At 67.3% G+C, this 21,274-nt stretch carries 19 protein-coding genes; 7 read left to right on the forward strand and 12 right to left on the reverse strand.

Features of this window, described 5'->3' with window-relative positions:
- Positions 1-68 precede the first annotated feature (68 nt).
- Positions 69-770 (forward strand): peptide-methionine (S)-S-oxide reductase MsrA, encoded by a 702-nt coding sequence (gene msrA / locus AZH51_RS05875; RefSeq protein ID WP_291522305.1) that lies wholly within the window; start codon positions 69-71, stop codon positions 768-770.
- Positions 771-807: 37 nt separating this feature from the next.
- On the opposite strand, the gene AZH51_RS05880 is transcribed toward msrA, so the two are convergent.
- The 6 genes from AZH51_RS05880 to macS all read right to left on the reverse strand — a co-directional run bounded on the left by AZH51_RS05880 (position 808) and on the right by macS (position 6,833).
- Positions 808-1,608, reverse strand: coding sequence for a MerR family transcriptional regulator (locus AZH51_RS05880; protein ID WP_291522307.1), 801 nt, complete (start codon positions 1,606-1,608; stop codon positions 808-810).
- Positions 1,609-1,610: 2 nt separating this feature from the next.
- A complete protein-coding gene (locus tag AZH51_RS05885) occupies positions 1,611-1,997 on the reverse strand; it encodes a VOC family protein (protein ID WP_291522309.1) in 387 nt (128 codons plus the stop codon).
- 101 nt (positions 1,998-2,098) lie between these two features.
- A complete protein-coding gene (locus tag AZH51_RS05890) occupies positions 2,099-2,851 on the reverse strand; it encodes an SDR family NAD(P)-dependent oxidoreductase (protein WP_291522310.1) in 753 nt (250 codons plus the stop codon).
- A gap of 73 nt (positions 2,852-2,924) precedes the next feature.
- Positions 2,925-4,880, reverse strand: a complete 1,956-nt coding sequence (locus AZH51_RS05895) for a DUF2339 domain-containing protein (RefSeq protein ID WP_291522312.1) — start codon at positions 4,878-4,880, stop codon at positions 2,925-2,927.
- A gap of 76 nt (positions 4,881-4,956) precedes the next feature.
- Positions 4,957-5,628 (reverse strand): response regulator transcription factor, encoded by a 672-nt coding sequence (locus tag AZH51_RS05900; protein ID WP_291522314.1) that lies wholly within the window; start codon positions 5,626-5,628, stop codon positions 4,957-4,959.
- Complete coding sequence (gene macS / locus AZH51_RS05905) at positions 5,628-6,833, reverse strand: ATP-binding protein (protein WP_291522316.1); 1,206 nt, start codon at positions 6,831-6,833, stop codon at positions 5,628-5,630. Before macS ends, AZH51_RS05900 begins: the two co-directional genes overlap by 1 nt.
- A 105-nt stretch (positions 6,834-6,938) precedes the next feature.
- On the opposite strand from macS, the gene AZH51_RS05910 reads away from it, so the two are divergent.
- Positions 6,939-7,955 carry a GNAT family N-acetyltransferase gene (locus AZH51_RS05910; protein WP_291522318.1) on the forward strand — a complete coding sequence of 339 codons (1,017 nt, stop codon included), beginning with the start codon at positions 6,939-6,941 and terminating at the stop codon, positions 7,953-7,955.
- A 3-nt stretch (positions 7,956-7,958) separates the two neighbouring features.
- On the opposite strand, the gene AZH51_RS05915 is transcribed toward AZH51_RS05910, so the two are convergent.
- Positions 7,959-8,747, reverse strand: a complete 789-nt coding sequence (locus AZH51_RS05915) for an SGNH/GDSL hydrolase family protein (protein ID WP_291522320.1) — start codon at positions 8,745-8,747, stop codon at positions 7,959-7,961.
- A gap of 166 nt (positions 8,748-8,913) precedes the next feature.
- On the opposite strand from AZH51_RS05915, the gene AZH51_RS05920 reads away from it, so the two are divergent.
- Complete coding sequence (locus AZH51_RS05920) at positions 8,914-9,093, forward strand: hypothetical protein (RefSeq protein ID WP_291522323.1); 180 nt, start codon at positions 8,914-8,916, stop codon at positions 9,091-9,093.
- A gap of 13 nt (positions 9,094-9,106) precedes the next feature.
- On the opposite strand, the gene AZH51_RS05925 is transcribed toward AZH51_RS05920, so the two are convergent.
- Positions 9,107-10,012, reverse strand: a complete 906-nt coding sequence (locus AZH51_RS05925) for an NADP-dependent oxidoreductase (protein WP_291522324.1) — start codon at positions 10,010-10,012, stop codon at positions 9,107-9,109.
- Positions 10,013-10,110: 98 nt separating this feature from the next.
- Between AZH51_RS05925 and AZH51_RS05930 the strand changes: the two genes are divergently transcribed.
- Complete coding sequence (locus AZH51_RS05930; protein WP_291522326.1) at positions 10,111-10,479, forward strand: MerR family transcriptional regulator; 369 nt, start codon at positions 10,111-10,113, stop codon at positions 10,477-10,479.
- A 3-nt stretch (positions 10,480-10,482) separates the two neighbouring features.
- On the opposite strand, the gene AZH51_RS05935 is transcribed toward AZH51_RS05930, so the two are convergent.
- Positions 10,483-10,746, reverse strand: coding sequence for a type II toxin-antitoxin system RelE/ParE family toxin (locus tag AZH51_RS05935; protein ID WP_291522328.1), 264 nt, complete (start codon positions 10,744-10,746; stop codon positions 10,483-10,485).
- Positions 10,743-11,006, reverse strand: a complete 264-nt coding sequence (locus AZH51_RS05940; RefSeq protein WP_291522330.1) for a type II toxin-antitoxin system Phd/YefM family antitoxin — start codon at positions 11,004-11,006, stop codon at positions 10,743-10,745. The genes AZH51_RS05935 and AZH51_RS05940 overlap by 4 nt, the downstream gene beginning before the upstream one ends.
- Positions 11,007-11,210: 204 nt before the next feature.
- On the opposite strand from AZH51_RS05940, the gene AZH51_RS05945 reads away from it, so the two are divergent.
- From AZH51_RS05945 to AZH51_RS05955, 3 genes are all read left to right on the forward strand, one after another.
- Positions 11,211-11,843 (forward strand): hypothetical protein, encoded by a 633-nt coding sequence (locus AZH51_RS05945; RefSeq protein ID WP_291522331.1) that lies wholly within the window; start codon positions 11,211-11,213, stop codon positions 11,841-11,843.
- Between the two features lie 88 nt (positions 11,844-11,931).
- Positions 11,932-13,524 carry a DNA polymerase Y family protein gene (locus tag AZH51_RS05950; protein WP_291522333.1) on the forward strand — a complete coding sequence of 531 codons (1,593 nt, stop codon included), beginning with the start codon at positions 11,932-11,934 and terminating at the stop codon, positions 13,522-13,524.
- A gap of 8 nt (positions 13,525-13,532) precedes the next feature.
- Positions 13,533-16,952 (forward strand): error-prone DNA polymerase, encoded by a 3,420-nt coding sequence (locus AZH51_RS05955; protein ID WP_291522335.1) that lies wholly within the window; start codon positions 13,533-13,535, stop codon positions 16,950-16,952.
- Here AZH51_RS05955 and AZH51_RS05960 read toward each other — a convergent pair.
- Positions 16,927-17,649 carry a gamma-glutamyl-gamma-aminobutyrate hydrolase family protein gene (locus AZH51_RS05960; RefSeq protein WP_291522336.1) on the reverse strand — a complete coding sequence of 241 codons (723 nt, stop codon included), beginning with the start codon at positions 17,647-17,649 and terminating at the stop codon, positions 16,927-16,929. The two genes, AZH51_RS05955 and AZH51_RS05960, sit on opposite strands and share 26 nt — an antisense overlap.
- On the reverse strand, positions 17,646-21,074 hold the full coding sequence (gene lysX, locus AZH51_RS05965; protein ID WP_291522338.1) for a bifunctional lysylphosphatidylglycerol synthetase/lysine--tRNA ligase LysX: 3,429 nt from the start codon (positions 21,072-21,074) through the stop codon (positions 17,646-17,648). The genes AZH51_RS05960 and lysX overlap by 4 nt, the downstream gene beginning before the upstream one ends.
- Positions 21,075-21,274 lie beyond the last annotated feature (200 nt).

Raw genomic sequence — 21,274 nt, forward strand, 5'->3', positions numbered from 1 at the left:
GGCCGCCGAATCGGTTTTGCCCACCCGCGAGCGCCCCGGGCTGTGATCAAAATGAGACAATCGACGCCATGGTCTTTGGATTCGGACGCACCGCCACCATGGTGACGCCGCAAGAAGCACTTCCCGGTCGACCCGAGCCGCTGCCGGACATCCCCGACACCAACGTGGTCCTCGGCACTTCCATGCACCCGCCGTTCCCGGAGGGCTCCGCGACGCTCTACGTCGCGATGGGCTGTTTCTGGGGCGCTGAGCGGATTTTCTGGCGCCTCCCGGGCGTCATCACCACCGCCGTCGGCTACATGGGCGGCTACACGCCCAACCCGACGTACGAAGAGACGTGCACCGGCCGCACCGGGCACACCGAAACCGCGATGGTCGTCTATGACCCGCAGCAGATCAGTGCCGGTGAGGTGCTGAAGGCGTTCTGGGAGAACCACGACCCCACCACCGCCAACCGGCAGGGCAACGACGTCGGCACGCAGTACCGCTCGGCGATCTACTGGACCACGCCCGAGCAGGAGGCGGCGGTCGCGCAGACGACCAAGGACTTCCAGAAGGTCCTCTACGACAACGGTTTCGGGGCGATCAGCACCGAGGAGAAGCCGGCGTCCGAGGTCGGTCCGTTCTACTACGCCGAGGGCTACCACCAGCAGTACCTGCACAAGAACCCCGGCGGTTATTGCAACCACGGGTTCAAGGGCATGACCTGTCCGGTCGGCATCGTGCGCCAGGACCAGCTGCCCGCCCAGCAGGACATCCTGCCGGGCTGATTGATCGACGTACGCCGATCGCGGCCTGACGCTGTCGTCAGGGTGCCGCCGGGGTCCAGAAGGACCACGGCTCACCCTCCGGGCCGAGCGCGCCGTACTCGCGCACGCCGTAGTCCTGGTCAGTGGGCGGGTAGGTGACCGTTCCGCCGCGGGCGAGCACCCCGGCGTGGTGCGCGTCGACGTCCTGCACGGTGACCACGAGCATGCCCGTGGCGGCTCCGAGCGCCGCGGGTGAGGCCAGCCGCCATCGCGGTGAGACCGGATGCAGCATGATCGTCCCGTCGGCCGTGCGCACCTCGCCATGCACCACCCGCCCCTCGGGGTCACGGTGCAGCGGCCCCGGCTCCAGACCGAAGACGTGCACCAGATGGTCGTGGGCACGCTCGATGTCCTCATAGACCATCACGGCGATCCGGCGCAGCGGCTCGGTGCGGGTCAGGTCGGTGTCGGTGATGACGGCCAGCAGGCGCCGGCAGACGTCGACCTCGCCGTCCCCGGCGCTGGGTTCGACCTGGACGTCGGTGAGCCGGTGCAGGAGTCGCTCGGTGCGCAGCACCTCATCCTCGAGCGCCGCCAGGTGTGCCCGCAGTGCGTCACCCAGCGCCCACGACGGGTCGTCGACGGCGCGGCCGATCTCCTCCAGCGGGGTCCCGAACCGGCGCAGCACACTGATCCGGTAGAGCCGCTCGAGGTGCTCCCGGCGGTAGACCCGGTGCCCGGCCGAGGTCCGCTCCGGTCGCAGGATGCCGATGTCGTCGTAATGGTGCAGCGTGCGCACTGTGAGCCCGGAGAGTTCCGCGAGCTCGCCGACGCGCCATCCGGATTCCTGGTCAGCCATCGTCAATCCCGTGCGGTGCCGATCGCCCAGCGGTGCCCGAACGGATCGACCAGCCACCCGCGCCGCCCTCCGTCGGCGCCGTCGGTCGGCTCTCGGTCGACGGTGGCACCAGCAGAGACGGCGGCGGCGTACGTCGCGTCAACGTCCTCGACGCCGAGCACGATCGCGGTCGTGCTGTGGCCGAGGGTCCTTGGCGCGTAGGCGCCGTGCTCGTGGGACTCATCGGACAGATAGAACTCATCCGGACCGATACGCAAGGTGGCGTGCCCGACCCTGCCGTCGTCCTCGACGTACCGCAGGCCCACCTCCCGAGCCCCGAAGGCGGCGGCGTAGAAGTCGATCGCGGCCGCGCCGTTGTCGACGGTCAGGTAGGGGGTTATTCGTGCCATGTCGCTCTCCTTCGCTCGAGCCACGGCCGAACCTGCGTCGCGGCTGTTCGCGACGCTAGACCCTCACGTGGCGTGAGGTGCAAGAGCTGTGAGCGGCCGGATCAGTCGTCCTGCTCCGTCGGGCGGATCAGCAGTTCGTTGATCGTCTGGTGCCGCGGTCGCGTCACGATGAAGTGCACGGCATTGGCAATGTCCTGTGGCTGAAGGGGTTCCATCTGTTCCAGCCGCTTCAGGTTGGCTTCCCGCACTCCGTCGCGCAGGTGATCCCGCAACTCGCTGACCACGGCGCCCGGTTCGACGACGCCGACCCGTAGGTGGCGTCGGCTGAACTCCTGCCGGAACGACTCGCTGAAGGCGCCCAGCCCGTGCTTGGTCAGGTTGTAGACGGCTGAGCCCTTCTTCACCTGGCGTCCGGCGGTCGAGGAGATGTTGATCAGGTCGGCGACCCGTCGCGGGTCGCTGTCGGCTGCGCTCAGCAGATGCGGCAGCGCGGCTTTGGTCATCGAGAGGGCGGCGCGCAGGTTGATCTCCAGCATCCGGTCCCACTCGTCGATCGGAGCCTCCTCGATGGGTCCGAGCAGCATCACCCCCGCGTTGTTGACCAGGATGTCCAACCGGCCGAGCTGCGAAACCGTTTGTGCGACAGCGCCTTCCGCTTGCACACGGTCGGTTATGTCGGCCTCGATCGCGAGCGCACCACCACCGAGTTCGGTCGCGAGGGTGTCGAGCCGGTCCTTGCGCCGGGCGACCAGCGCGACGGTGGCTCCGGCGCCGGCCAGCGTGCGGGCAGTCGCCTCCCCGATCCCACTCGATGCTCCGGTCACCAGGGCCACGGTCCCACTCAGTTCGCTCACGATTGCCAGGCTAGAACGCAAACCGGCACCACCTCCCCCTCAGGGGCCGGTGGTGCCGGTGGGCGTGCGTTCGTCAGTGTGCGATGGCGTCGTGCGTGCGGTCCTCTCGTGGTGTGAGCGACTGGGCGTAGACAACGCCGAGCGTCAGCAACAGCAGTCCCACCACGATGAACGCGAGGACCCGGAACACCCCGTCGAGTGTCGCCATGTCGAACAGGAACAACTTGGCCACCGCCAGGGCGATGACGGACAGGCTCACGGTGACGGTCATCGTGCGAGCAGTTCCGGTGTGGCGACGTGCCCACACCAGTCCAGCCGCCGCTGCAGTCGCCCAGGTGATCGTCGCCGCAGTGTGGCCGGCGCGGAACCCGGCATCACCAGGGGCCAGCGCGCCGCCCAGGTCGACCAGGAACGCAGTCGTCAGGGCCAGGACTGTGAGTGCCGTGCCGGTGCCCACCAGCACGCGCTCGCTGTCTGTGACAACCCGCATCCAGGACCAGCCAAGGACGACAACCGCGGCCACGAGCAGCACGTCCACGATCACCAGGTTCAGCCGGACGGCGACCGGAAGGTCGGTGGAGTGGACCAGGCGCGCCGCCGGGTGTTCGGACAGGGAGACGAGGGCGGCCAGCCCGGCGAAGGTGCTGGCGGCGATCCGCAGCGGAACGCTCAGATCCCGGCCGACCAGCGACCCCGCACCGAGCACCACCGCGCTGGCGGCCAGCGCGATAGCAAACGAATTGCCTCGCAGGATCGCGCCGAAGCCGACGGGCAGGCACACCGCACTGGTCGCGAGCCAGATGACGCGAACGGTGTGAGTCACGCCGGGAAGCTGTCGTCCACTGACGGCCAACGCGGCCAGCAGGAGAGCTGCTCCGGCCAGGACGATGACGCCGGGATACCGGTCGAAGCGTTCAATGGTCAGCGGGATGACCGGCAGCAACGATGCGGTCGCGGTCAGGGCCAGGACAGTGGGACGCGACGAGGTGCGCAACAGGGCGACGGCTGAACCCACGGCCAGCAGCACGTTCAGGCCGGCCAGGAGAGCGACCAGTCGGGTGTCGGCGGTCTCCAGGCTGCTTGCGAAGACGCTGTCCGCGACGGTGGTGCCCGCCAGAGCAAGTAGCGGCGCGGTGCAGACGACGGTGTTCACGACGTACGTCGCGGACCAGTCCCGACCCAGCTGGATCCAGAGGGTGGCGGCAGCGTAGGTCAGCAGGAAGCCCACCAGCAGTTCGTTGATGCCGCCGGTGACCGCAGGGGCCAGGGCGAACAGCGGGATTCCGACCATCAGGCCGAGCGGTTGGCTGTTCCACCGATGGGCGACGACGAAGCCGCCTGCGGCCACCACAGCGGCGACGGCCAGACCGGCGATCGGCGCCAACCAGTGATAGATCGCGGTGGCGGCCAGGACATCGAACAGCGCGGCGGCGACACCGGTCGCCACCAGGGTGATGGCACCGGAGCGGCGCTTGGTGTCACGACCGACGCGAAGACCGGCACCGAACAGGGTGGCGGCCAGGACTGCACCACCGGCCACGCGGATCCACGGGCTCAGCAGACCGGCCTGCGCGGCCAGCAACAACAGCAGCACGACACCGATGAGGGTGATGGCGACACCGGCGCCGCCGAGGACTTTGCCGACCAGACCGCGCTCAGCGGCAGCCGCGACCCGCTCGGAGAACGCGGGGGGGGAGTGGGGCGTGGGGTGAGGAAGGGACCACACGTCCTGCGGTGGCGGGGCAGCCGGCGGCGGGACCGGAGCGGTGCGCGGAGGGGAGAAGTTGCGCGGCTGGTTGGATTTGACCGGCGCGACCGGCGGTGCGAGCGGCGCGACGGGAGGCGCCGTCGGAGCCGCCATGGGAGGCGACGGCGCAGGCGTCTGCTGGGCCTGCGCATCGATGAGTTCATCGAGGGCCTCGAGTTCTGCACCGACCCAGGTCACGCGGGTGGAGATGTCCGCAAGGTGCGCGCGGATCTGCTTCACAGCAGCAGCGGGAGTGTTCTCGGGAAAGGTTGGAGTAGCCATGTCTCGAGCCTCGCCGGGGATGCTGCGTCAGACATGCGTAGAACTACTCACCGGTCGTGGGTAATCGGCCGTGCGGCTACTCGGAGTCCAGCCCGTGCTCGATGGCGTAGCGGGTCAGTTCGACCCGGTTGGCGAGTTGCAGTTTGCGCAGCGCGGCGCCGACATGGTTCTCAACGGTCCGCACACTGATCCCCAGTCGCTTCGCGATCAGTCGCGACGACAGACCCTTGGCGACCTCGCGCAGCACCTCGGTCTCGCGCTCGGTGAGCACGGGGGTCTCGGGACCGGGAGAACGCGCGATCCGGCGGTACTCCCCCAGGACCAATCCGGCCAGCCCGGGGGTGAACACCGCCTGACCATGTGCGGTAGCCCGGACCGCCGCGACCAACTCGGAGCGCTGGGCGCTCTTGACCAGATAGCCGGTGGCGCCGGCTTTGATCGCTTCCAGGACGTCGTCGCGTTCGTCGGATGCGGACAGGACGAGGGCGTTCGCCGCGGGGCATGCAGCCAGGACCTCGGCGATGGCCTGCGCACCGGTGCCGTCGGCCAGGTGCATATCCATCAGCACGACATCGAAGTCCACCGCCGCGGCCCGTACGGCGGCCGACCGGACCCCGTCGGCCGTCGCCACTACGTCGAAACCCTCATCCGTGAGATCACGGGCGACACCTTCGCGCCACATCGGGTGATCGTCAACGATCATCACCCGGATCACTGAATCAGTCTGCTGTGCAGTGGAATCGGTCATCAGCGCGGCTCTCCTGCCGTCGGCACGGTCAGTTCCCACTCGGTGCCTTCACCCGGAGCGGACGTCAGCTGCGCCCGGCCACCAAGCGCTTCGATCCGGCCGACGACGGAGCGACTGACGCCCATCCTGCCTTCTGCCTGCGCGTGGTCCAGGCGACCGTCCGCGATCCCGGCTCCGTCATCGCGGACGGTGACAACGACGTGCTGGTCGAGGTCCTCCAGCAAAACGAAGCTGCGCGCTCCGGGGCCGGCGTGCTGCTGGGTGTTGTCCAGCAGGTTTCGGACCGCTGCGCCGATCTCGCGCGCGGTTCCGACCGGCACGGTCACCGGCTCGCCCGGACAACTGACCGAGACGCCGTCCGCGGTGAACGAGCGAAGCAACGCCCCGAGGTCCTCGGCCCCGACCGGTGGGGGCGGCTGTTCACCGTCCGCCACGAGCCGACGCAGCCGCTGCTCCTGCTGGGCGGCCAGGGCGCCCAACTGCGGTCCGTCACCGCCGAGTTCGGGTGCGCGCCGCGCGACCAGCGCCAGGACCTGCAAGACACCGTCGTGGACCTCGCGCGCCAACCGCTCCCGTTCACCGGCCTGCGCGGCGGTCCGGATGGCCGCGGTCAGCTGCTGATGTGTGGCCCGCGCCCGTGCTGCCGCCAACCCGATGGCCATCCCTGCCGTGAGCAGCAGGACCGTGGTCGCGTTTCTGCCGAAGTTCCAGACGAAATAGCCCTTCACCCAGTAGTTGGCCAACGCGATCACGACGCCGGCACCCATCCCGACGAGCGGACCGCCGAGCAGCGCCGCGGAGACCACTGCGTTGGCCATCCACAGAGTCGTCGGCCAGGTCTGGTTCTGGTCGATCCAAGCGGCGTCCGCGACGTACGCCGTGGATCCCATCATCACGACGCAGACCGCCAGTTCGACGGCCACGAACCACCAGTGCCGCCCGAAGCCGACCAGGTACCCGGCTGCCCACCATAGGTTCGCGAGGGTCAGTACGGCGAACAGGGCCCACGTGACGCCGGGTCGGACCAGGTCGTGAGTGATCCCGATCTGGAAACCCAAGGCGTAGAGATACGAAGCGAACCGGAAGATCTGGGCCGCGCGCCACAGCGGGCCGACCGGGTCGTCATCGTCGTGGTCACGCAGCCGGGCCGGGAACAGCCGGTCGAGGCTGGTCGGCAGTACGACGCGCGGCGCCTGACGCTGCATGACCCATCTCTCCCCTCCGTGGCTGACGGCCCCATCCTGACGCATCGCTTTGGCCGGGCGGGAAACCCAGTGGCACCAGCGCTGTAGACGAGGCACACTCACGCCGTGAGCTTCGTCATCGAACCGCTGGACCTGACCTCTGATGCGGCGATCGAAGCGTTCCACGCCGCTCGCAACCGCGCTGAAGAACACGACTTCGCCTTTCACACCTCCTACTCGCTGCCGGAGACGATGGCGATGCTGCGCAGCTCCGAGCATGCAGCCCGGCGGATCCTGCGGCAGGTGCGCCTCGATGGTGCGGTTGTCGGAGTAGGCGCCGCCGGGTTGCCGTTGTTGGACAACACGTCCGTCGCCGACGTGGGCGTGGCGGTCGTGCCGGAGGCACGGCGGCAGGGTATCGGGACGGCGTTGCTGGAGGACCTGTTGCGCGAGGCGCGTGCTGCCGACCGCACCCGGGCGATCGCGTGGTTGCAGTGGTCGTACGACGATGGGCGGGCCGGATCTGCCTCTCCTGGAAGGCAATTCGCTGCAGCCACGGGATTCCACGTCAGCCAGCTGGAAGTCCAGCGCGTGCTCGACCTGCCGGTACCGATCGACGTACTGGATGATCTTGAACGCGAGGCGGCCACGTACCACGCGGGCTACACGTTCCGCACGTGGACGGGCGCCGCACCGCAGGACGTGCTGCCGGGGTACGGCCGCTTGGTGGGCGAGGTCGAGACTGAGGCGCCCACCGGTGAGCACGTGCCCGAGGTGGAGGTGTGGGACGAGCGGCGCATCCGCGACCAGGAGGCCGAGTTGGAGCAGCAGGGGCGCACCCGGATCACCACCCTGGCGATGGCGCCGGACGGCGAGCCGGTGGGCTACACCGATCTGGTGCACGCGGCGACCGACGGTGGCCGGGTCTATCAATGGGGCACGCTGGTGGATCGCGAGCATCGCGGACACCATTTGGGAATGGCACTCAAAGTGCGCACAGCGCGAGCGATGCAGGAGGCGTTCCCGGACGCGCCGTACGTGCGCACCTGGAACGCGGAGTCGAACGCACCGATGATCGCGGTCAACGACGCGATGGGATTTCGCCCGGTCGGCTGGGCCGCCGAGTTCTACCGGGACTTGTGAGCGTTACGCCTTGGCGCTGAAGACCGGTAGATAGCCGGACTTCTGACCGGTGGCGGTCGGGTGGTAGGACTCCTCGATGTCCAGCAGATTCACCGAGTGCAGCCAGCGACCGGAGTCGCAGATCTCGTGTCCTCTGAACGTCGAGCGCACATCGCCGAAGGTGAAACCTGCTTTGCTGGCAGCGGTTTTCGTCAGCGAGTCGAGCAGGTCGATGCCGCTGTCAATCGCGGTCCGTGACGACTGGCTGAGGCCGATGCAGGACTTGTCCAGGTCGTAGAAGTCGGGGTAGCCGAGCACGACGACGTGGGCATTGGGTGCTTTGCCTTTGATCGCGGTGTAGACCTTCGCCAGCTTGCCGGGCAGGTTCGCGGTGGCGTCGGCTTTGGCGGCGTTGATCTCGTTGACGCAGGTCGTTGTGCCCTTGAGGTTGCAGTCCTGCATGATCCCGGCGAAGTTCTCGTCGTTGCCGCCGATGGTGATGCTGACCAGCGTGGTGCTGGAGGACAGCGCCGAGACCTGGTTGCTCAGAACGTCAGTGGTCTTCGCGCCCGAGCAGGCGACCGAGACGTACGACGTGGGGTGGTTCGCCGTGGCCCAGAGGGCGGAGTAGGCGTTCGTACTTCGGTCGCAATCGCCACTGCTGGAGAGGTAACTTCCGGCGCCGACCCCCGAGGAGTAGGAGTCGCCCAGGGCGACATATCGCACGGTTGCTGCATCAGCGGTGGGCACCAAGCCCAGTCCAGTGACACTGGCGATGACGGTAGTGAGGACGATGCTGCGCAGGCGGGGCATGGCGACTCCTTTGTCGGGCGAGGATTACCTCTAGCAGCAAACTCCTCATCGGCTCCGGAGGGAAGGAAGGATTTCTCCCGACACAGTGATCCGGTGGATTCCTCGCTCCGAACTGTCTTGTAACAGGACGTTGCGACTCCTGACGGTTGGAGGAAGGGAGAGGATCATGGCGATCTCATTGATCCGCACGACGGTTCATCACGCGAGGATCCATCGCGCCGCTCCGCAGCACTGGACCTGGCAGTGCACCTGCGGGGGCGGCAATCACCTGCCGGACGCCGCCCGGACCCAACGGGCCGCCTTCATTGCCGGACTGGTGCACGTCGACCAGCAGCCGGCCGCCTGACGGGTCCCGCGGGTCAGGTGCCGGAGTCGATCCGCAGGACGATCTTGCCGCCGCCGGCTTCGGATCGCGCGTGCGCCTCGGCCGCGTCTGCGAAGGGCAGGACCTCATTGACGTACGGCGTGTAGGACCCCGCGAGGTCAGCGGCGCGCCGCAGCAGGGCTGCGTCATTGTCGGCGTTGGCGGACTTCACACCGAGCTCAGCCGCTGTTTGGTGGTCGACCACGGTCACGACGTTGTCGGGCCGCCCGGTCAGCTCGACGAGATCCGGGAGCGAGCCGGCTCCCGCCGCGTCGATGGCGTAATCGACACCTGCAGAGGCGATTTCGCGCACGCGATCGACCAGACCTTCTCCGTAGGCGATCGGGATAACGCCAAGTTCTCGCAGGCGTTGGTGGTTGCGCGGGCTCGCGGTCCCGATGACCTGGTTGCCGTCGGCGAGTGCGAACGCGGCGGCCGCACCACCGACCGCCCCGGCGGCGCCACCGATGAGGATCGTGGCGTTCTTGGGTTCACCGAGCGCCTCCAGTGCCCGCCACGCGGTGACCGAGGCCAGGCCTGCCGCGGCGGCCTGCTCGTCGCTCCAGGCGGCGGGGGTCGGCGCCCAGGCCGTCAACACGGCGTACTCCGCAGTCGTGTCACTGAGCCCACCCAGCCCGAAAACCCGGTCACCGATCGCGACATCGGTGACTCCGGCACCGACCTCGTCCACGACGCCGGCGGCATCCCGGCCCGGCACCGCGGGTAGCTCGAGGGGAAGAATCTCTTGCAGCGCCCCTGCTCTCAGCAGTCGATCGATCGGGTTGATGCTGGCGGCCGCTACGCGGATGCGCACGGAACCCGGGCCCGCGTGGGGCTCGTCGCGCTCGGCGATCGTGAGCACGCTCGAATCACCGAACCGGTCGTATTGCACTGCCCGCATGGCTTTTCCTTCTCTCTTCTTCGCCCCGATGGGCGCTCTCGCCTCAGCGTAGAATCTGACATCGATGTCAGTTTCAACCGTTTGTGAGGAGAGTCACCATGCGCATCGGTGAGTTGGCCCGTACGACGGGCGCCAGCGTCCGCTCGCTGCGCTACTACGAGGAGCAGGGTCTGCTGACCGCCGAGCGCAGCCACGGAGGCACCCATCGCGTCTACGACAAGGACGCTGTGGACCGGGTTCGCCTGCTGCGGCAGTTGTATTCGGCGGGTTTGTCGAGCGCGGTGATTGCGTCGTTGCTGCCATGCGTCGATGCCCCTTCGACACAGGTCACGCGCGAATCCGTCGCGATCCTGCAGTCCGAGTACGCCCGGCTGGGCGAGCAACTGCACGTCATCGAGCAGACCCGGCAGCAGTTGAGCTACATCATGGAATGCGCCAACCAGTACCTGGCTGACTCCTCCAACTGACTCTCAGCGCCGTTCGTAGATGTCGCGCCGGTGGCCGACTGCTAGTACCAGGACCACCAGGACGTTGTCGTTGATTTCGTACACGATGCGGTAGTCGCCGGTCCGGACTCGCCATTCACCCTCGCCGCCGACGAGCTTCCTAGCGCCGTTCGGTCTCGGCTCATCCCGCAGCAGTTCAATGGCAGCTTGGACACGTCGCCGCGCAGGAGGGTCAAGTTTGCGCAGTTGGCGGAGCGCCGCTGGCGCCACCTGCACCCGATACGTCATGCCAGGCCAAGGTCTACCTTGACCTGCTCCCACGGGATGGTCGCTTCACCGTCGGCGATCTCAGCGCGGGCAGCACGGACAGCCTCGATGTCCGCCAGATCCTCGGCGGCTTCGATCAGCCGGTCAAGATCATCCGCGTCGATCACCGCCGCCACCCGTCGCCCCCGACGAGTGAGATACACCGGGTCGTGCCCCACCCGCGCGGCATCCACAACATCAGCCAGTCGTGCTCGGGCATCGCTCACGGTGATCTCGCTCATGGCGTCCATGATAGCCAAATACTCTTAATTGTACGTTTTGTACAGATTGAACGGTCGCTGCTGACGATCGACATAGGACCGTCTACCCGCTTCGCGGCTAGCGCAGTGAGCCGTTGGGTCGCGTGTCACCGATGTCCTGATCGTTACCAGGCAGACACGCCGACGCGGGTTGCATCGTTCGAACAAGTGTTCGATGATCGGAGAATGCTCCAACCGGCTCCCGTCACCGATCGCGCCCCCGCGGTGCGCCCGGCCGACGTACGCCCGCTGGATCCGATCGAGCACCTCAGTGGAACATCTAGGCCACCGCGCGGCAACCTGCCGGTGCACCCGATTCTGGCATCGGCCTTCCCCGGCGGCCTGCGCCGCGGTGGCATCTATCACCTGACCGGCTCTCTCACGGTGGCTCTGGGTTTGATCGCCGGAGCCAGTGAAGCCGGGGGCTGGGCGGGCGTGGTCGGCATCCCCGACCTGGGTATCGAAGCCGCCGCCGGGTGGGGTATCGATCTGGACCGGCTGATCCTGCTGCCGACCGGCGGTCAGGACTGGACGCAGGTGATCGCCACCCTGATCGAAGCGGTCGACCTGGTGATCACCCCCGCACCACCGCGGATCGCCCCGGCGGAGTTGAACCGTCTGGTGGCCCGCCTGCGCGATCGTCGCGCGACCGTGGTCGTGCTGGGTCGCTGGCCGGCCGGATCCATGGCGCAGGTGCACGCGCACACCGAGCGTTGGGACGGTATCGGTGAAGGCCGCGGCTACCTGACTCGTCGACACGTGCGACTGGACATCACCGAGCGGCACCGGACCCGCAGCGTGCACCTGGAGCTGACGTGAGGATCACCAATTCTGAGGAGATCGAGCTTTCTGAGGACGGCTGCGCGCCGAACGATCCTCAGAATCCGCTGCATCCTCAAAATCGTCGGTGGCTGACGTGAAGCCGGCACCCCAACCGGTCCGCGTCATGCTGGTCTGGTGCCCCCAGTGGCCGGTGCTCGCCGCCCGGATGATCCACCGTGTCCCGACCGAGGCACCAATGGCGTTGGTGGCCAAGGGAGCCGTGGTCGCGTGTTCAGCGGCCGCGCGCGACGAAGGTATCCGGCCCGGCGACCGTCTGCGCCAGGCACAACACCGATGCCCGGATCTAGTTGTCCTGCAACATGATCCGGATGCGGAGCAGCGTGCCTTCGAGCCCATCCTGCGGGCCATGGCTGACGTGGTCCCGAGTGTGCATCTGGTCCGGCCCGGTGTCGCGGCCGTCCGGGCCGGCGGGGCGGCCCGCTTCTACGGGTCCGAGGCGAGGGCGGCGCAGGAGCTGCAGATCGCCGTACGCCGAGCCCATCCTGACGGGGCACCTGAGGTTCGCGTCGCGGTGGCTGACGGTCTCTTCGCAGCAGAACAGGCGGCGTACCAGGATGTGGAGGTCGTGCCGCCCGGTGGCTCCCCCGGTCTCCTCGCCGACCTTCCCGTCACAGTCATCGCCGAAGCCGCCGGCGACCCCAAGATGGCGAACGTGTTGCGCCGCATGGGCATTCGCACGATCGGAGCCCTGGCCGGGTTGCCCCGCGAACAGGTACTCGACCGGTTCGGCGCGTCCGGGTTGCGCGCCCACCAGTTGGCCTGTGGACTCGATGCGCCGATCCTGAACCCGCGCACCGCCCCCGACGAACTCGCCGCCCGCATCGTGCTGGAGGAACCCTCCGATGCCATCGAGGTCATCGTCAGCGAATGTGGTTCTGCCGTCGAGCAACTCAGCGCTCGCATCAACGACGGATCCTTGGTGTGCACCGGCATCCGGATCATCACCCATCACGAGCCCGGACCCCGGGAGAGCGCCGGTGAGATCCACGAACGCGAGTGGCGCCACCCGTGGCATCTGGGCGCCCGGGAGATCCTCGACCGCGTGCAGTGGCAGTTGACCGACCTGGGCAAGAAGAGCCACCGGCCGATCACCCTGATCGAGATCGCCGCCACCGAACTGGACGCCGCCGTGCAGCACAGCCAGGGCCTATGGGGGGATCGACCTGACGACCATGTACTGCACACGCTCACTGGCTTGCAGCACCGGCTGGGTTATGACGCGGTACTCGTCGGCAGTGTTGTCGGCGGACGGATGTTGCATGAACGACAAGCTTTTTCGCCGTTCGGGCAAGCCACTCCCGATCGAGCGGTGCGACGCCTGGAGCAGCCGTGGCCGGACACCGTGCCCGGCCCCGCCCCCTCCGTTGTCTTCCGTGAAGCCCAGGCGATGCGGGTGCTGACCGAGCGCGGCACCTCGTTGTCGATCAGCGATCGCGGGGTCCTCACGGGTGTCCCGACCAGTGCGCAGTGGCCGGGAGGCGTATCTGGCCGGATCACCGCGTGGGCCGGACCGTGGCCGGTGAACGGCCGGTGGTGGCGACGCGCCAAGACCGACCAGAAACCGCTGCATCGTTTCCAACTGGTCGATGACCACCAGCAGGCCTGGTTGGTGCTGCACGCTGCTGGGCAGTGGTGGGCCGAGGCGCGCTATGACTGAGGTGACCCATGGGCTTCAATAATCCGGCGATCCCTTGGTGGCAGCTGGAACGCGCTCTGTCCCAGGGGATCCGGCCCGAACCGCGAGCCAAGGCGTATCCCGCCGACGGCGGTGATGCGCCCGGCTTCTCCCGCAAACGGGCTGCGTTCACAGCACGCGCCCTCGAGGTGGCCCACGGACCAAGCGTGCCCTACGCCGAATTGCACGCCCACTCGCACTACAGCTTCCTGGACGGTGCCGCCTCCCCCGAGGCGCTGATCACCCAGGCGGCGCGACTGGGCCTGCACGGGATGGCGTTGACCGATCACGACGGCCTCTACGGGGTGGTCCGGTTCGCCGAAGCCGCCGAGGCGTACGCCGCGTCGGCCGAAGACGCGGTCGACCTGCGGACGTGTTTCGGTGCCGAGTTCTCCCTCGGTCTGGGCAAACCGCAGAACGGCGTCGCCGACCCGGAGGGCGATCATCTGCTGGTGCTGGCCAAGGGCAGCGCGGGCTACCGCACGTTGTCCCGCGCTCTCACCGACGGCCACCTGGCCCACGACGCCGAGAAAGGCCGACCGGTGCACGACCTGACCCGGGTCTCGGCCGAGGCGGCGGGTAGCTGGGTCGTGCTCACCGGCTGCCGCAAGGGCGCTGTCCGGCGAGCCCTGGATCGTCACGGGATCGACGCTGCCACCCGGGAAGTCGAGATCCTCAAGGAGCACTTCGGCGCCGGCAACGTCTTCGTCGAACTGACCGACCACGGATCCCCCGCCGATTCGGTGCGCTGCGACCAACTGGCGCAGGTTGCCGCGGTCACCAACACACCGGTCGTGGCGACCAACGCGGTCCACTACGCCACCCCCGAGCAGTTCCGGATCGCCACGGCCCTGGCGGCGGTGCGCTCCCGGCGCAGTCTGGAGGAACTGGACGGCTGGTTACCCGCCCACGGACAGGCCTACCTCAAAAGCGGCGCGGAGTTGCAGAGCCGGTTCGCGCGGTTCCCGGGTGCCATCGAACGCACGGTCGAGATCGCCGACGAGTGTGCGTTCCCGTTGCGGGCAGCCAGTCCCCGGTTACCGAAACAGGATGTGCCGCAGGGTCATACGCCGATGTCCTGGCTGCGCGAACTGACCTGGCGGGGTGCGGCGCGGGTGTGGCCGAGGCTCACTGCGGAAGCCAAGGCCCGGCTGGAGCGCGAGCTGGACGTGATCGAGCGCAAGGACTTCCCGGGCTACTTCCTGATCGTGCACGACATCGTGCAGTTCGCCAAGCGGGGCGGCATCCTGTGCCAGGGCCGGGGTAGTGCTGCGGCCTCGGCGGTCTGTTACGTCCTCGGCATCACCGTCATCGACCCGATCTACTACGGCCTACCGTTCGAGCGGTTCCTATCCGAACTGCGCGAAGAAGCACCGGACATCGACGTGGACTTCGACTCCCGGCGCCGCGAAGAAGTGATCCAGTACGTCTACCGCCGGTACGGCCGACGTAACGCCGCCCAAGTGGCCAACGTCGTCACCTACCGTCCCAAGAACGCCGTCCGCGATATGGCCAAAGCGTTGGGACACAGCCAAGGCCAGCAGGATGCCTACTCCCGCCAGGTGGAGCGGTGGGGCGCCGAGGTCAGCAGCGCTGATCACGACATTCCCGCTGAGGTCGTCGACCTGGCCACCCAGGTGCTCAGCTTCCCCCGGCACCTGGGCATCCACTCCGGTGGCATGGTCCTCACCGACCGACCGGTCAGCGAGGTGTGCCCCATCGAGCCGGCTCGGATGGCCGATCGCACTGTCCTGCAATGGGATAAGGACGACTGTGCGTGGATGGGTCTGGTGAAGTTCGACCTGCTCGGCCTGGGGATGTTGGCGGCGGTGCAGCACACCTTCGATCTGACCGCACAGCACCTGGGCGAGACCTGGCGGATCGAGACGATTCCCAAGGAGGAACCCGGCGTCTACGACATGCTCTGCCGCGCGGACTCGATCGGCGTCTTCCAGGTGGAGAGCCGGGCCCAGATCGGCACCCTGCCCCGGCTGAAACCACGCTGTTTCTATGACCTGGCCGTCGAGATCGGCCTGATCCGGCCCGGTCCGATCCAGGGCGGCGCGGTCCACCCCTACATCCGCCGGCGCACCGGTGAAGAGCCCATCACCTACGCCCACCCGTTGCTGGAGCCGGTGCTCGAGCGCACGCTCGGCGTACCCCTCTTCCAGGAGCAGTTGATGCAGATGGCGATGGCTGTCGGTGACTGTTCGTCGGCCGACGCGGATCTGCTGCGCCGGGCGATGGGCTCCAAACGAGGGGTCGAGCGCATCGATTCGTTGCGCGAGAAGCTTTACGCCGGAATGAAATCCAACGGCCTCTCCGACGAAGTCGCCAACGAGATCTACACCAAGATCGAGGCGTTCGCGAACTTCGGGTTCGCCGAGTCGCATTCGCTCAGCTTCGCGGTGTTGGTCTACGCCAGTTCCTGGCTCAAACTGCACTACCCGGCGGCATTCCTGGCGGGTCTGCTGCGTGCGCAGCCGATGGGGTTCTATTCACCCCAGACCCTCACCCATGACGCGCGTCGGCACGGGGTCGAGGTGCTCAGCCCCGACATCCTCCGGTCGGGGGTGTACGCCGACCTCCAGGTGGCGGGTGCCCATCAGCCAGGCAGGCAGGACTGCCTGCACGACGCGGACCCGGCGGCCATGCCACCGTTCGATCCGGACGCACCGGACGATTCGGCCAGTCACCGACGAGATTGCGGGTACGCCGTGCGCCTGGGTCTGGCGGATATCACCGCCATCGGTGCCGACCTGGCTGAGCGGATCGTGGCCGAACGGGCCCGACGCCCCTTCACCGATATGAACGATCTGTCCCGGCGCTGCCACCTGGAAACCGATCAATTGGAAGCCCTTTCACTGTCCGGGGCATTGGAGCCGATCGCCGGCACCCGCCGCGAGGCGTTGTGGCAGGCAGGGGCCGCGGCCAGCGTACGCAGCGATCAACTCCCGGTGCAGCAGGCCTACCAACCACCGTTGCTGCCGGAGCTCACTACCGGCGAGGTGCTGATCCACGACCTGCAGTCGACAGGGATCAGCCCGGTCGACCATCCCATGCGGCACGCTCGCGAGGAATTGATCAAGGACGGCGTCCTGCGGGTCACCGACCTGGCCAGAGCCGAACCAGGACGGCGCATCCGGGTCGCCGGAGTCGTCACGCACCGGCAACGCCCCGCCACAGCTAGCGGCATCACCTTCCTCAACCTCGAGGACGAGACCGGTTTGGCGAATGTTGTTGTCAGTAAAGGAGTTTGGCAGCGTTACCGGCGCACTGCCCGGACTGCGTCGGCCATGGTGATCCGCGGCATCCTGGAGCGCACCTCGGAAGGGGTCACCAATGTGGTCGCTGACCGCATTGAGGCACTGCCGATCACTGTGGTCACCCAGTCGCGCGATTTCCAGTAGCCGCAGCAACGAAGGCCTCGAAGATGCGCAGGTCGCTCGCCTCCTCCGGATGCCACTGCACCCCGATCCGCCACCGCGCTCCCGGGTCGACCATTGCTTCAATCACACCATCGTCGGCGCGTGCCGCAATCTCGTAGCCCGGCGCCTCACGCACCGCTTGGTGATGGTAGGTCGGCACCTCAAACCGGTCTCCGAGCAGGTCGTGCAGGACTGAGCCGGGCAGGATCTGCACCGGGTGGGAGCCGAAAACGCCGCCGCCCGAAGGATGGTCGACCCTCGAGTAGTCATCCGGTAGGTGTTGGATCAGCGTGCCACCGGCCGCCACGGCCATCACCTGGATCCCGCGGCAGATCCCGAGAACCGGTAGGTCGAGGTCACGGGACACCCGCGCCAGGAGCAACTCGCATTCGTCCCGCTGCGAGCTCGGCTCCTGGGCCGCCGGATGCGGATCCTGGCCATACCGGGCGGCCGCCACGTCGTCGCCTCCCGTGAGCAGCAACCCATCCAACGTCTCCAGTACGGCGCGTGCCCACTCTTCGTCCGCGTCGTCGATCGGTGGGATCAGCAACGGAATCCCTCCCGCTGCAGCGACTTTCGCGACATAGGAGTAGGTCAAGTAGGCGGAGTCCTGCGCCACCCACACCCCCCGATCCACCGCGGCGTGGTAGCTGCTCAGACCGATGAGAGGACGGGTCATCCGATCGAACGCGGCTTCACGAACGGGAAGGCCAGGGTCGCCTTGATCTGCTCACCGACGATCATCATGATCACCCGGTCCACCCCCAGGCCCAATCCACCGGTGGGAGCAAGCCCCAACTCCAACGCTCGCAGGAAGTCTTCGTCGACCTCCATGGCCTCCAGGTCACCAGCCGCTGCGGCGAGTGACTGCTGCGTGAGTCTGCGACGCTGGTCGATGGGGTCGATGAGTTCGCTGTAGGCCGTGCCCAGTTCGGCGCCCCAGGCCACCAGGTCCCACCGCTCTGACAGTTTCGGGTCGGTGCGGTGCACCCGGGTCAGTGGAGAGGTCTCCACCGGGAAGTCGATGTAGAACGTCGGGAAGGTGGTCTGACCCTCCACGAACTCGTCGTACAACTCCGCGACCAACTGACCGGCCGTCATCCGGTCATCGAGTTCCAGACCCTTCTCCCGGCACACCGCCGCTACCTGCTCCCGGGGCGTTGCGGTGGTCAGTTCGACGCCGACCGCTTCGGACACCGCCTGATAGACCGGTTTGACCGGCCACGGCGCGGACAGGTCGATCAGCTCCAGGGTTCCGTCGTCCTGCTTGCGTGACGCAACCGGCGAGCCGTGGATCGCGATCGCGGCGTTGACGATGATCTCCCGGGCCAGTTCGCGCATGACGTTGTAGTCGGCGTACGCCTGATAGGCCTCCAGCGACGTGAACTCCGGGTTGTGTTTCGCGTCGACGCCTTCGTTACGGAAGTTGCGGCCCACCTCGAAGACGCGTTGCATCCCGCCCACCGCGAGGCGCTTGAGGAACAGCTCCGGTGCGATCCGCAGATACAGGTCCATGTCATAGGCGTTGATGTGCGTCGTGAATGGCCGGGCGTTCGCACCGCCGTGCACGGTCTGCAGCATGGGAGTCTCCACCTCGTGGAACTCCTGGTCCTGCAGGGTCTTTCGCATTGACCGCACACCGATCGACCGTTTGCGCAACACGTCCATCGCGGTCGGGTCGGCAAGCAACTCCAACGTCCGGTTCCGCGCGCGCACGTCGTCGCCCAACGTCGTACCCAGCGTCGGGATCGGCGAGAGGCACTTGGCGGCCAACTGCCACGACTCCAACAACACCGACAGTTCACCGGTGCGGGAGGTCGCGATCCGGCCGGTCACGCTGACCAGGTCACCAAGGTCGGTCGCTGAGCGCCAGGAGGTGCGCACCTGCTCCGGCGTCCCGTCGCGCGTGACCATCACCTGGATCCGGGCGTCCTCATCATCGAGTACGGCGAAGAGCACCCCACCGAAGTCCCGCACCGCGCGGATACGGCCGGCGATCGATACCGTCTCGTCGGTGATCTGATCCGCCGGCAAGTCCCCGTAGCGCACCAGAAGATCCGCGACCCGGTGCGTGCGCGGCACCGATACGGGGTAGGGCTGCAGCCCCTCGCTCTCCAACAGCGCCATCTTGTTGCGACGAACTCGCTGCTGCTCGTTGAGCACCGGCTCGGGCGGCCGGGCGGTCAGCAACTCGACTTCCTGCTCGTGGACCTTGGCGACGAAGTCGGGCTCCGACCGTTGCTCCTGCTCCGAAGCGAGGCGCTGACCCACCAGGAATCGCGGACCGACGACGGGCACGAAACCTTCGGCCGTGCCCATGGCCAGACCGGCACGGGCCACGGTCAGCGCGGGGTCGTAGCACAGCAACCGCGGCACCCAATCCGGTTGATACTTGTCGTTGCTGCGGTAGAGCGTCTCGATCTGGAAGAACTTCGAGGCGTAGCCCAGCGCTGCATCGGTGACTTTGGTGATCGGTCCCGCACTGACCTGGTCGGCGTTACTGAACACCTCACGGAACACCGCGAAGTTCAGCGAAATACGCCGGATGCCGTGTTTTGGTGCCGCATCGACCAGTGAAGACACCATGTATTCGTTCAGGCCGTTCTCGGCGGCGTGGTCCCGGCGCATCAGATCCAGGGAGATGCCGCGACTGCCCCACGGCACAAACGACAGGAAGCCCCGGATCGTCCCCGTCGTGTCGTGCGCGGTGATGATCAGGCAGCGACCGTCGGCTGGGTCACCCAGCCGGTTGAGCGCCATGGAGAATCCCCGCTCGGTGTCCTCACCGCGCCATTCCTCGGCCAGTTTGGCGATCAGGGTCAGTTCGTCCGGGCTGAGTTCGCTGTGCCGCCGCACCTGGGTGGTGTAGCCGGCGCGTTCGACCCGGCGGACCGCCTGGCGAACAGGCCGCATCGTGGGGCCGTTCAGGTTGAAGCGCTCCACCGAGATGATCGCCTCGTCACCGAGGGGGAAGGCGCGTAGACCGGCCGCCTTATAGGTGAGCGTGCCCCGTTCAGAGGAGGAAAGGACCGCTGGGTAGCGACCCGTCTCGCGGCATTGCCTGATCCATTGATCAACCGCGTCTGCCCAGGAGTCGTGCCGTCCGATCGGATCCGCACTGGCCAGACTCACGCTGCCCTCGTTGCGGAAGGTCACCGCTGCCAGCCCGTCGTGGGAGAACAACACACTCTTGTCCCGGCGGGTGGCGAAGTAACCCAGTGAGTCGTCCTCGCCGTACTCCAAGAGCAACCGCCGGATGTGCAGTTCCTCATCAGCCGTGACGGCCTCGGCCTGCCGGCCCGAGCGGTAGAAGACAAGGAGGGCAAGAAGCAATGCCAGAGCAGAAAGGACGCCGGCCAGGCCGTACACCCACGGCAAGCCGTTATGCCCGTTGAGAACCGCGCCGTTCGAGGCATTCGAGTCAATACCGAACGTCGATCGCGCGGACCACAGCAGCTTCTCACCGACCGTGCGCAAGCTCCCGTGGAACTGCAGCGTCAGCAGGAAGGTGACTACGAAAGAGAAGAGCAGGCCGCCGATGAGGACACCGATCGCGGCACCGACCGCGTTCTTGCTCAGTCGCGCGGGGAACTGTTTCCTGCACATCAGCAGCACGACGAATGCCGCAACCCCGATGATCAGGACAACCACCGAGGTTACTTCGCTGTTGCGGAATACGGCGTACTCATGGGCCAGCCCGCGTAGCCGCAGATCGTCGATGAACTCCGGGCGGTCCTGGGCACGAATGACCATCGCGACGGACGCCGCAACCGATACCGCAGACAGAACGACCAACCAGAGGTACGCCGCCCGGAGCCGCCGGCGGACACCACCGGCCAGCACGGCCAGGAACCCGGCCATGAAGAAGCTTGGCTCGGCGGGAATGTTGACCAGCCCGAGGAGGTCTGCGCCGAACTCGGCAACGACAGACCCGCGCAGCGGAATGGAGATCAGCGACCAGACGGCCGCGATCATCAGGAGTCGACCCACCCAGACCGCAACGGCCTCGCGCCAGGAATCCCGGTGGTGCGGTTCGTTGGATGGGCGGGGACGTGGCGTAGATGCAGGCCGCGACGATGCAACCTCGGTGACGGTGCTTGCCATAAGACAACCAGCCTGCCACACGACTCTGCGAGTCTGCTTGATGGTCCCGGCGCGGCAGCCGAAACCTCCCTGAAAATGCTTTCAGGGCCACCGTGTGGTGGCCCTGAAAGGGAAGGGTTGTTCGGCGGTGTCCTCCCCCCCCACCCTCTCACGGGTGCAGTCCCATCGGCGCTGAAGGGCTTAGCTTCCGGGTTCGGGAT

This window comes from Branchiibius sp. NY16-3462-2 (genome assembly GCF_001594145.1).
Classification (GTDB): Bacteria; Actinomycetota; Actinomycetes; order Actinomycetales; family Dermatophilaceae; genus Branchiibius.

Bases quoted from the DNA above. Each gene is read 5' to 3' on its own strand.
- AZH51_RS05940 (WP_291522330.1), bottom strand. From the start codon at position 11,006: ATGAGCGAGATCACCGTGAGCGATGCCCGAGCACGACTGGCTGATGTT.
- lysX (WP_291522338.1), bottom strand. From the start codon at position 21,074: ATGGCAAGCACCGTCACCGAGGTTGCATCGTCGCGGCCTGCATCTACG.
- AZH51_RS05955 (WP_291522335.1), top strand. From the start codon at position 13,533: ATGGGCTTCAATAATCCGGCGATCCCTTGGTGGCAGCTGGAACGCGCT.
- macS (WP_291522316.1), bottom strand. From the start codon at position 6,833: ATGCAGCGTCAGGCGCCGCGCGTCGTACTGCCGACCAGCCTCGACCGG.
- AZH51_RS05945 (WP_291522331.1), top strand. From the start codon at position 11,211: ATGCTCCAACCGGCTCCCGTCACCGATCGCGCCCCCGCGGTGCGCCCG.
- AZH51_RS05885 (WP_291522309.1), bottom strand. From the start codon at position 1,997: ATGGCACGAATAACCCCCTACCTGACCGTCGACAACGGCGCGGCCGCG.
- AZH51_RS05925 (WP_291522324.1), bottom strand. From the start codon at position 10,012: ATGCGGGCAGTGCAATACGACCGGTTCGGTGATTCGAGCGTGCTCACG.
- msrA (WP_291522305.1), top strand. From the start codon at position 69: ATGGTCTTTGGATTCGGACGCACCGCCACCATGGTGACGCCGCAAGAA.
- AZH51_RS05930 (WP_291522326.1), top strand. From the start codon at position 10,111: ATGCGCATCGGTGAGTTGGCCCGTACGACGGGCGCCAGCGTCCGCTCG.
- AZH51_RS05935 (WP_291522328.1), bottom strand. From the start codon at position 10,746: ATGACGTATCGGGTGCAGGTGGCGCCAGCGGCGCTCCGCCAACTGCGC.
- AZH51_RS05900 (WP_291522314.1), bottom strand. From the start codon at position 5,628: ATGACCGATTCCACTGCACAGCAGACTGATTCAGTGATCCGGGTGATG.
- AZH51_RS05960 (WP_291522336.1), bottom strand. From the start codon at position 17,649: ATGACCCGTCCTCTCATCGGTCTGAGCAGCTACCACGCCGCGGTGGAT.
- AZH51_RS05915 (WP_291522320.1), bottom strand. From the start codon at position 8,747: ATGCCCCGCCTGCGCAGCATCGTCCTCACTACCGTCATCGCCAGTGTC.
- AZH51_RS05895 (WP_291522312.1), bottom strand. From the start codon at position 4,880: ATGGCTACTCCAACCTTTCCCGAGAACACTCCCGCTGCTGCTGTGAAG.
- AZH51_RS05920 (WP_291522323.1), top strand. From the start codon at position 8,914: ATGGCGATCTCATTGATCCGCACGACGGTTCATCACGCGAGGATCCAT.
- AZH51_RS05880 (WP_291522307.1), bottom strand. From the start codon at position 1,608: ATGGCTGACCAGGAATCCGGATGGCGCGTCGGCGAGCTCGCGGAACTC.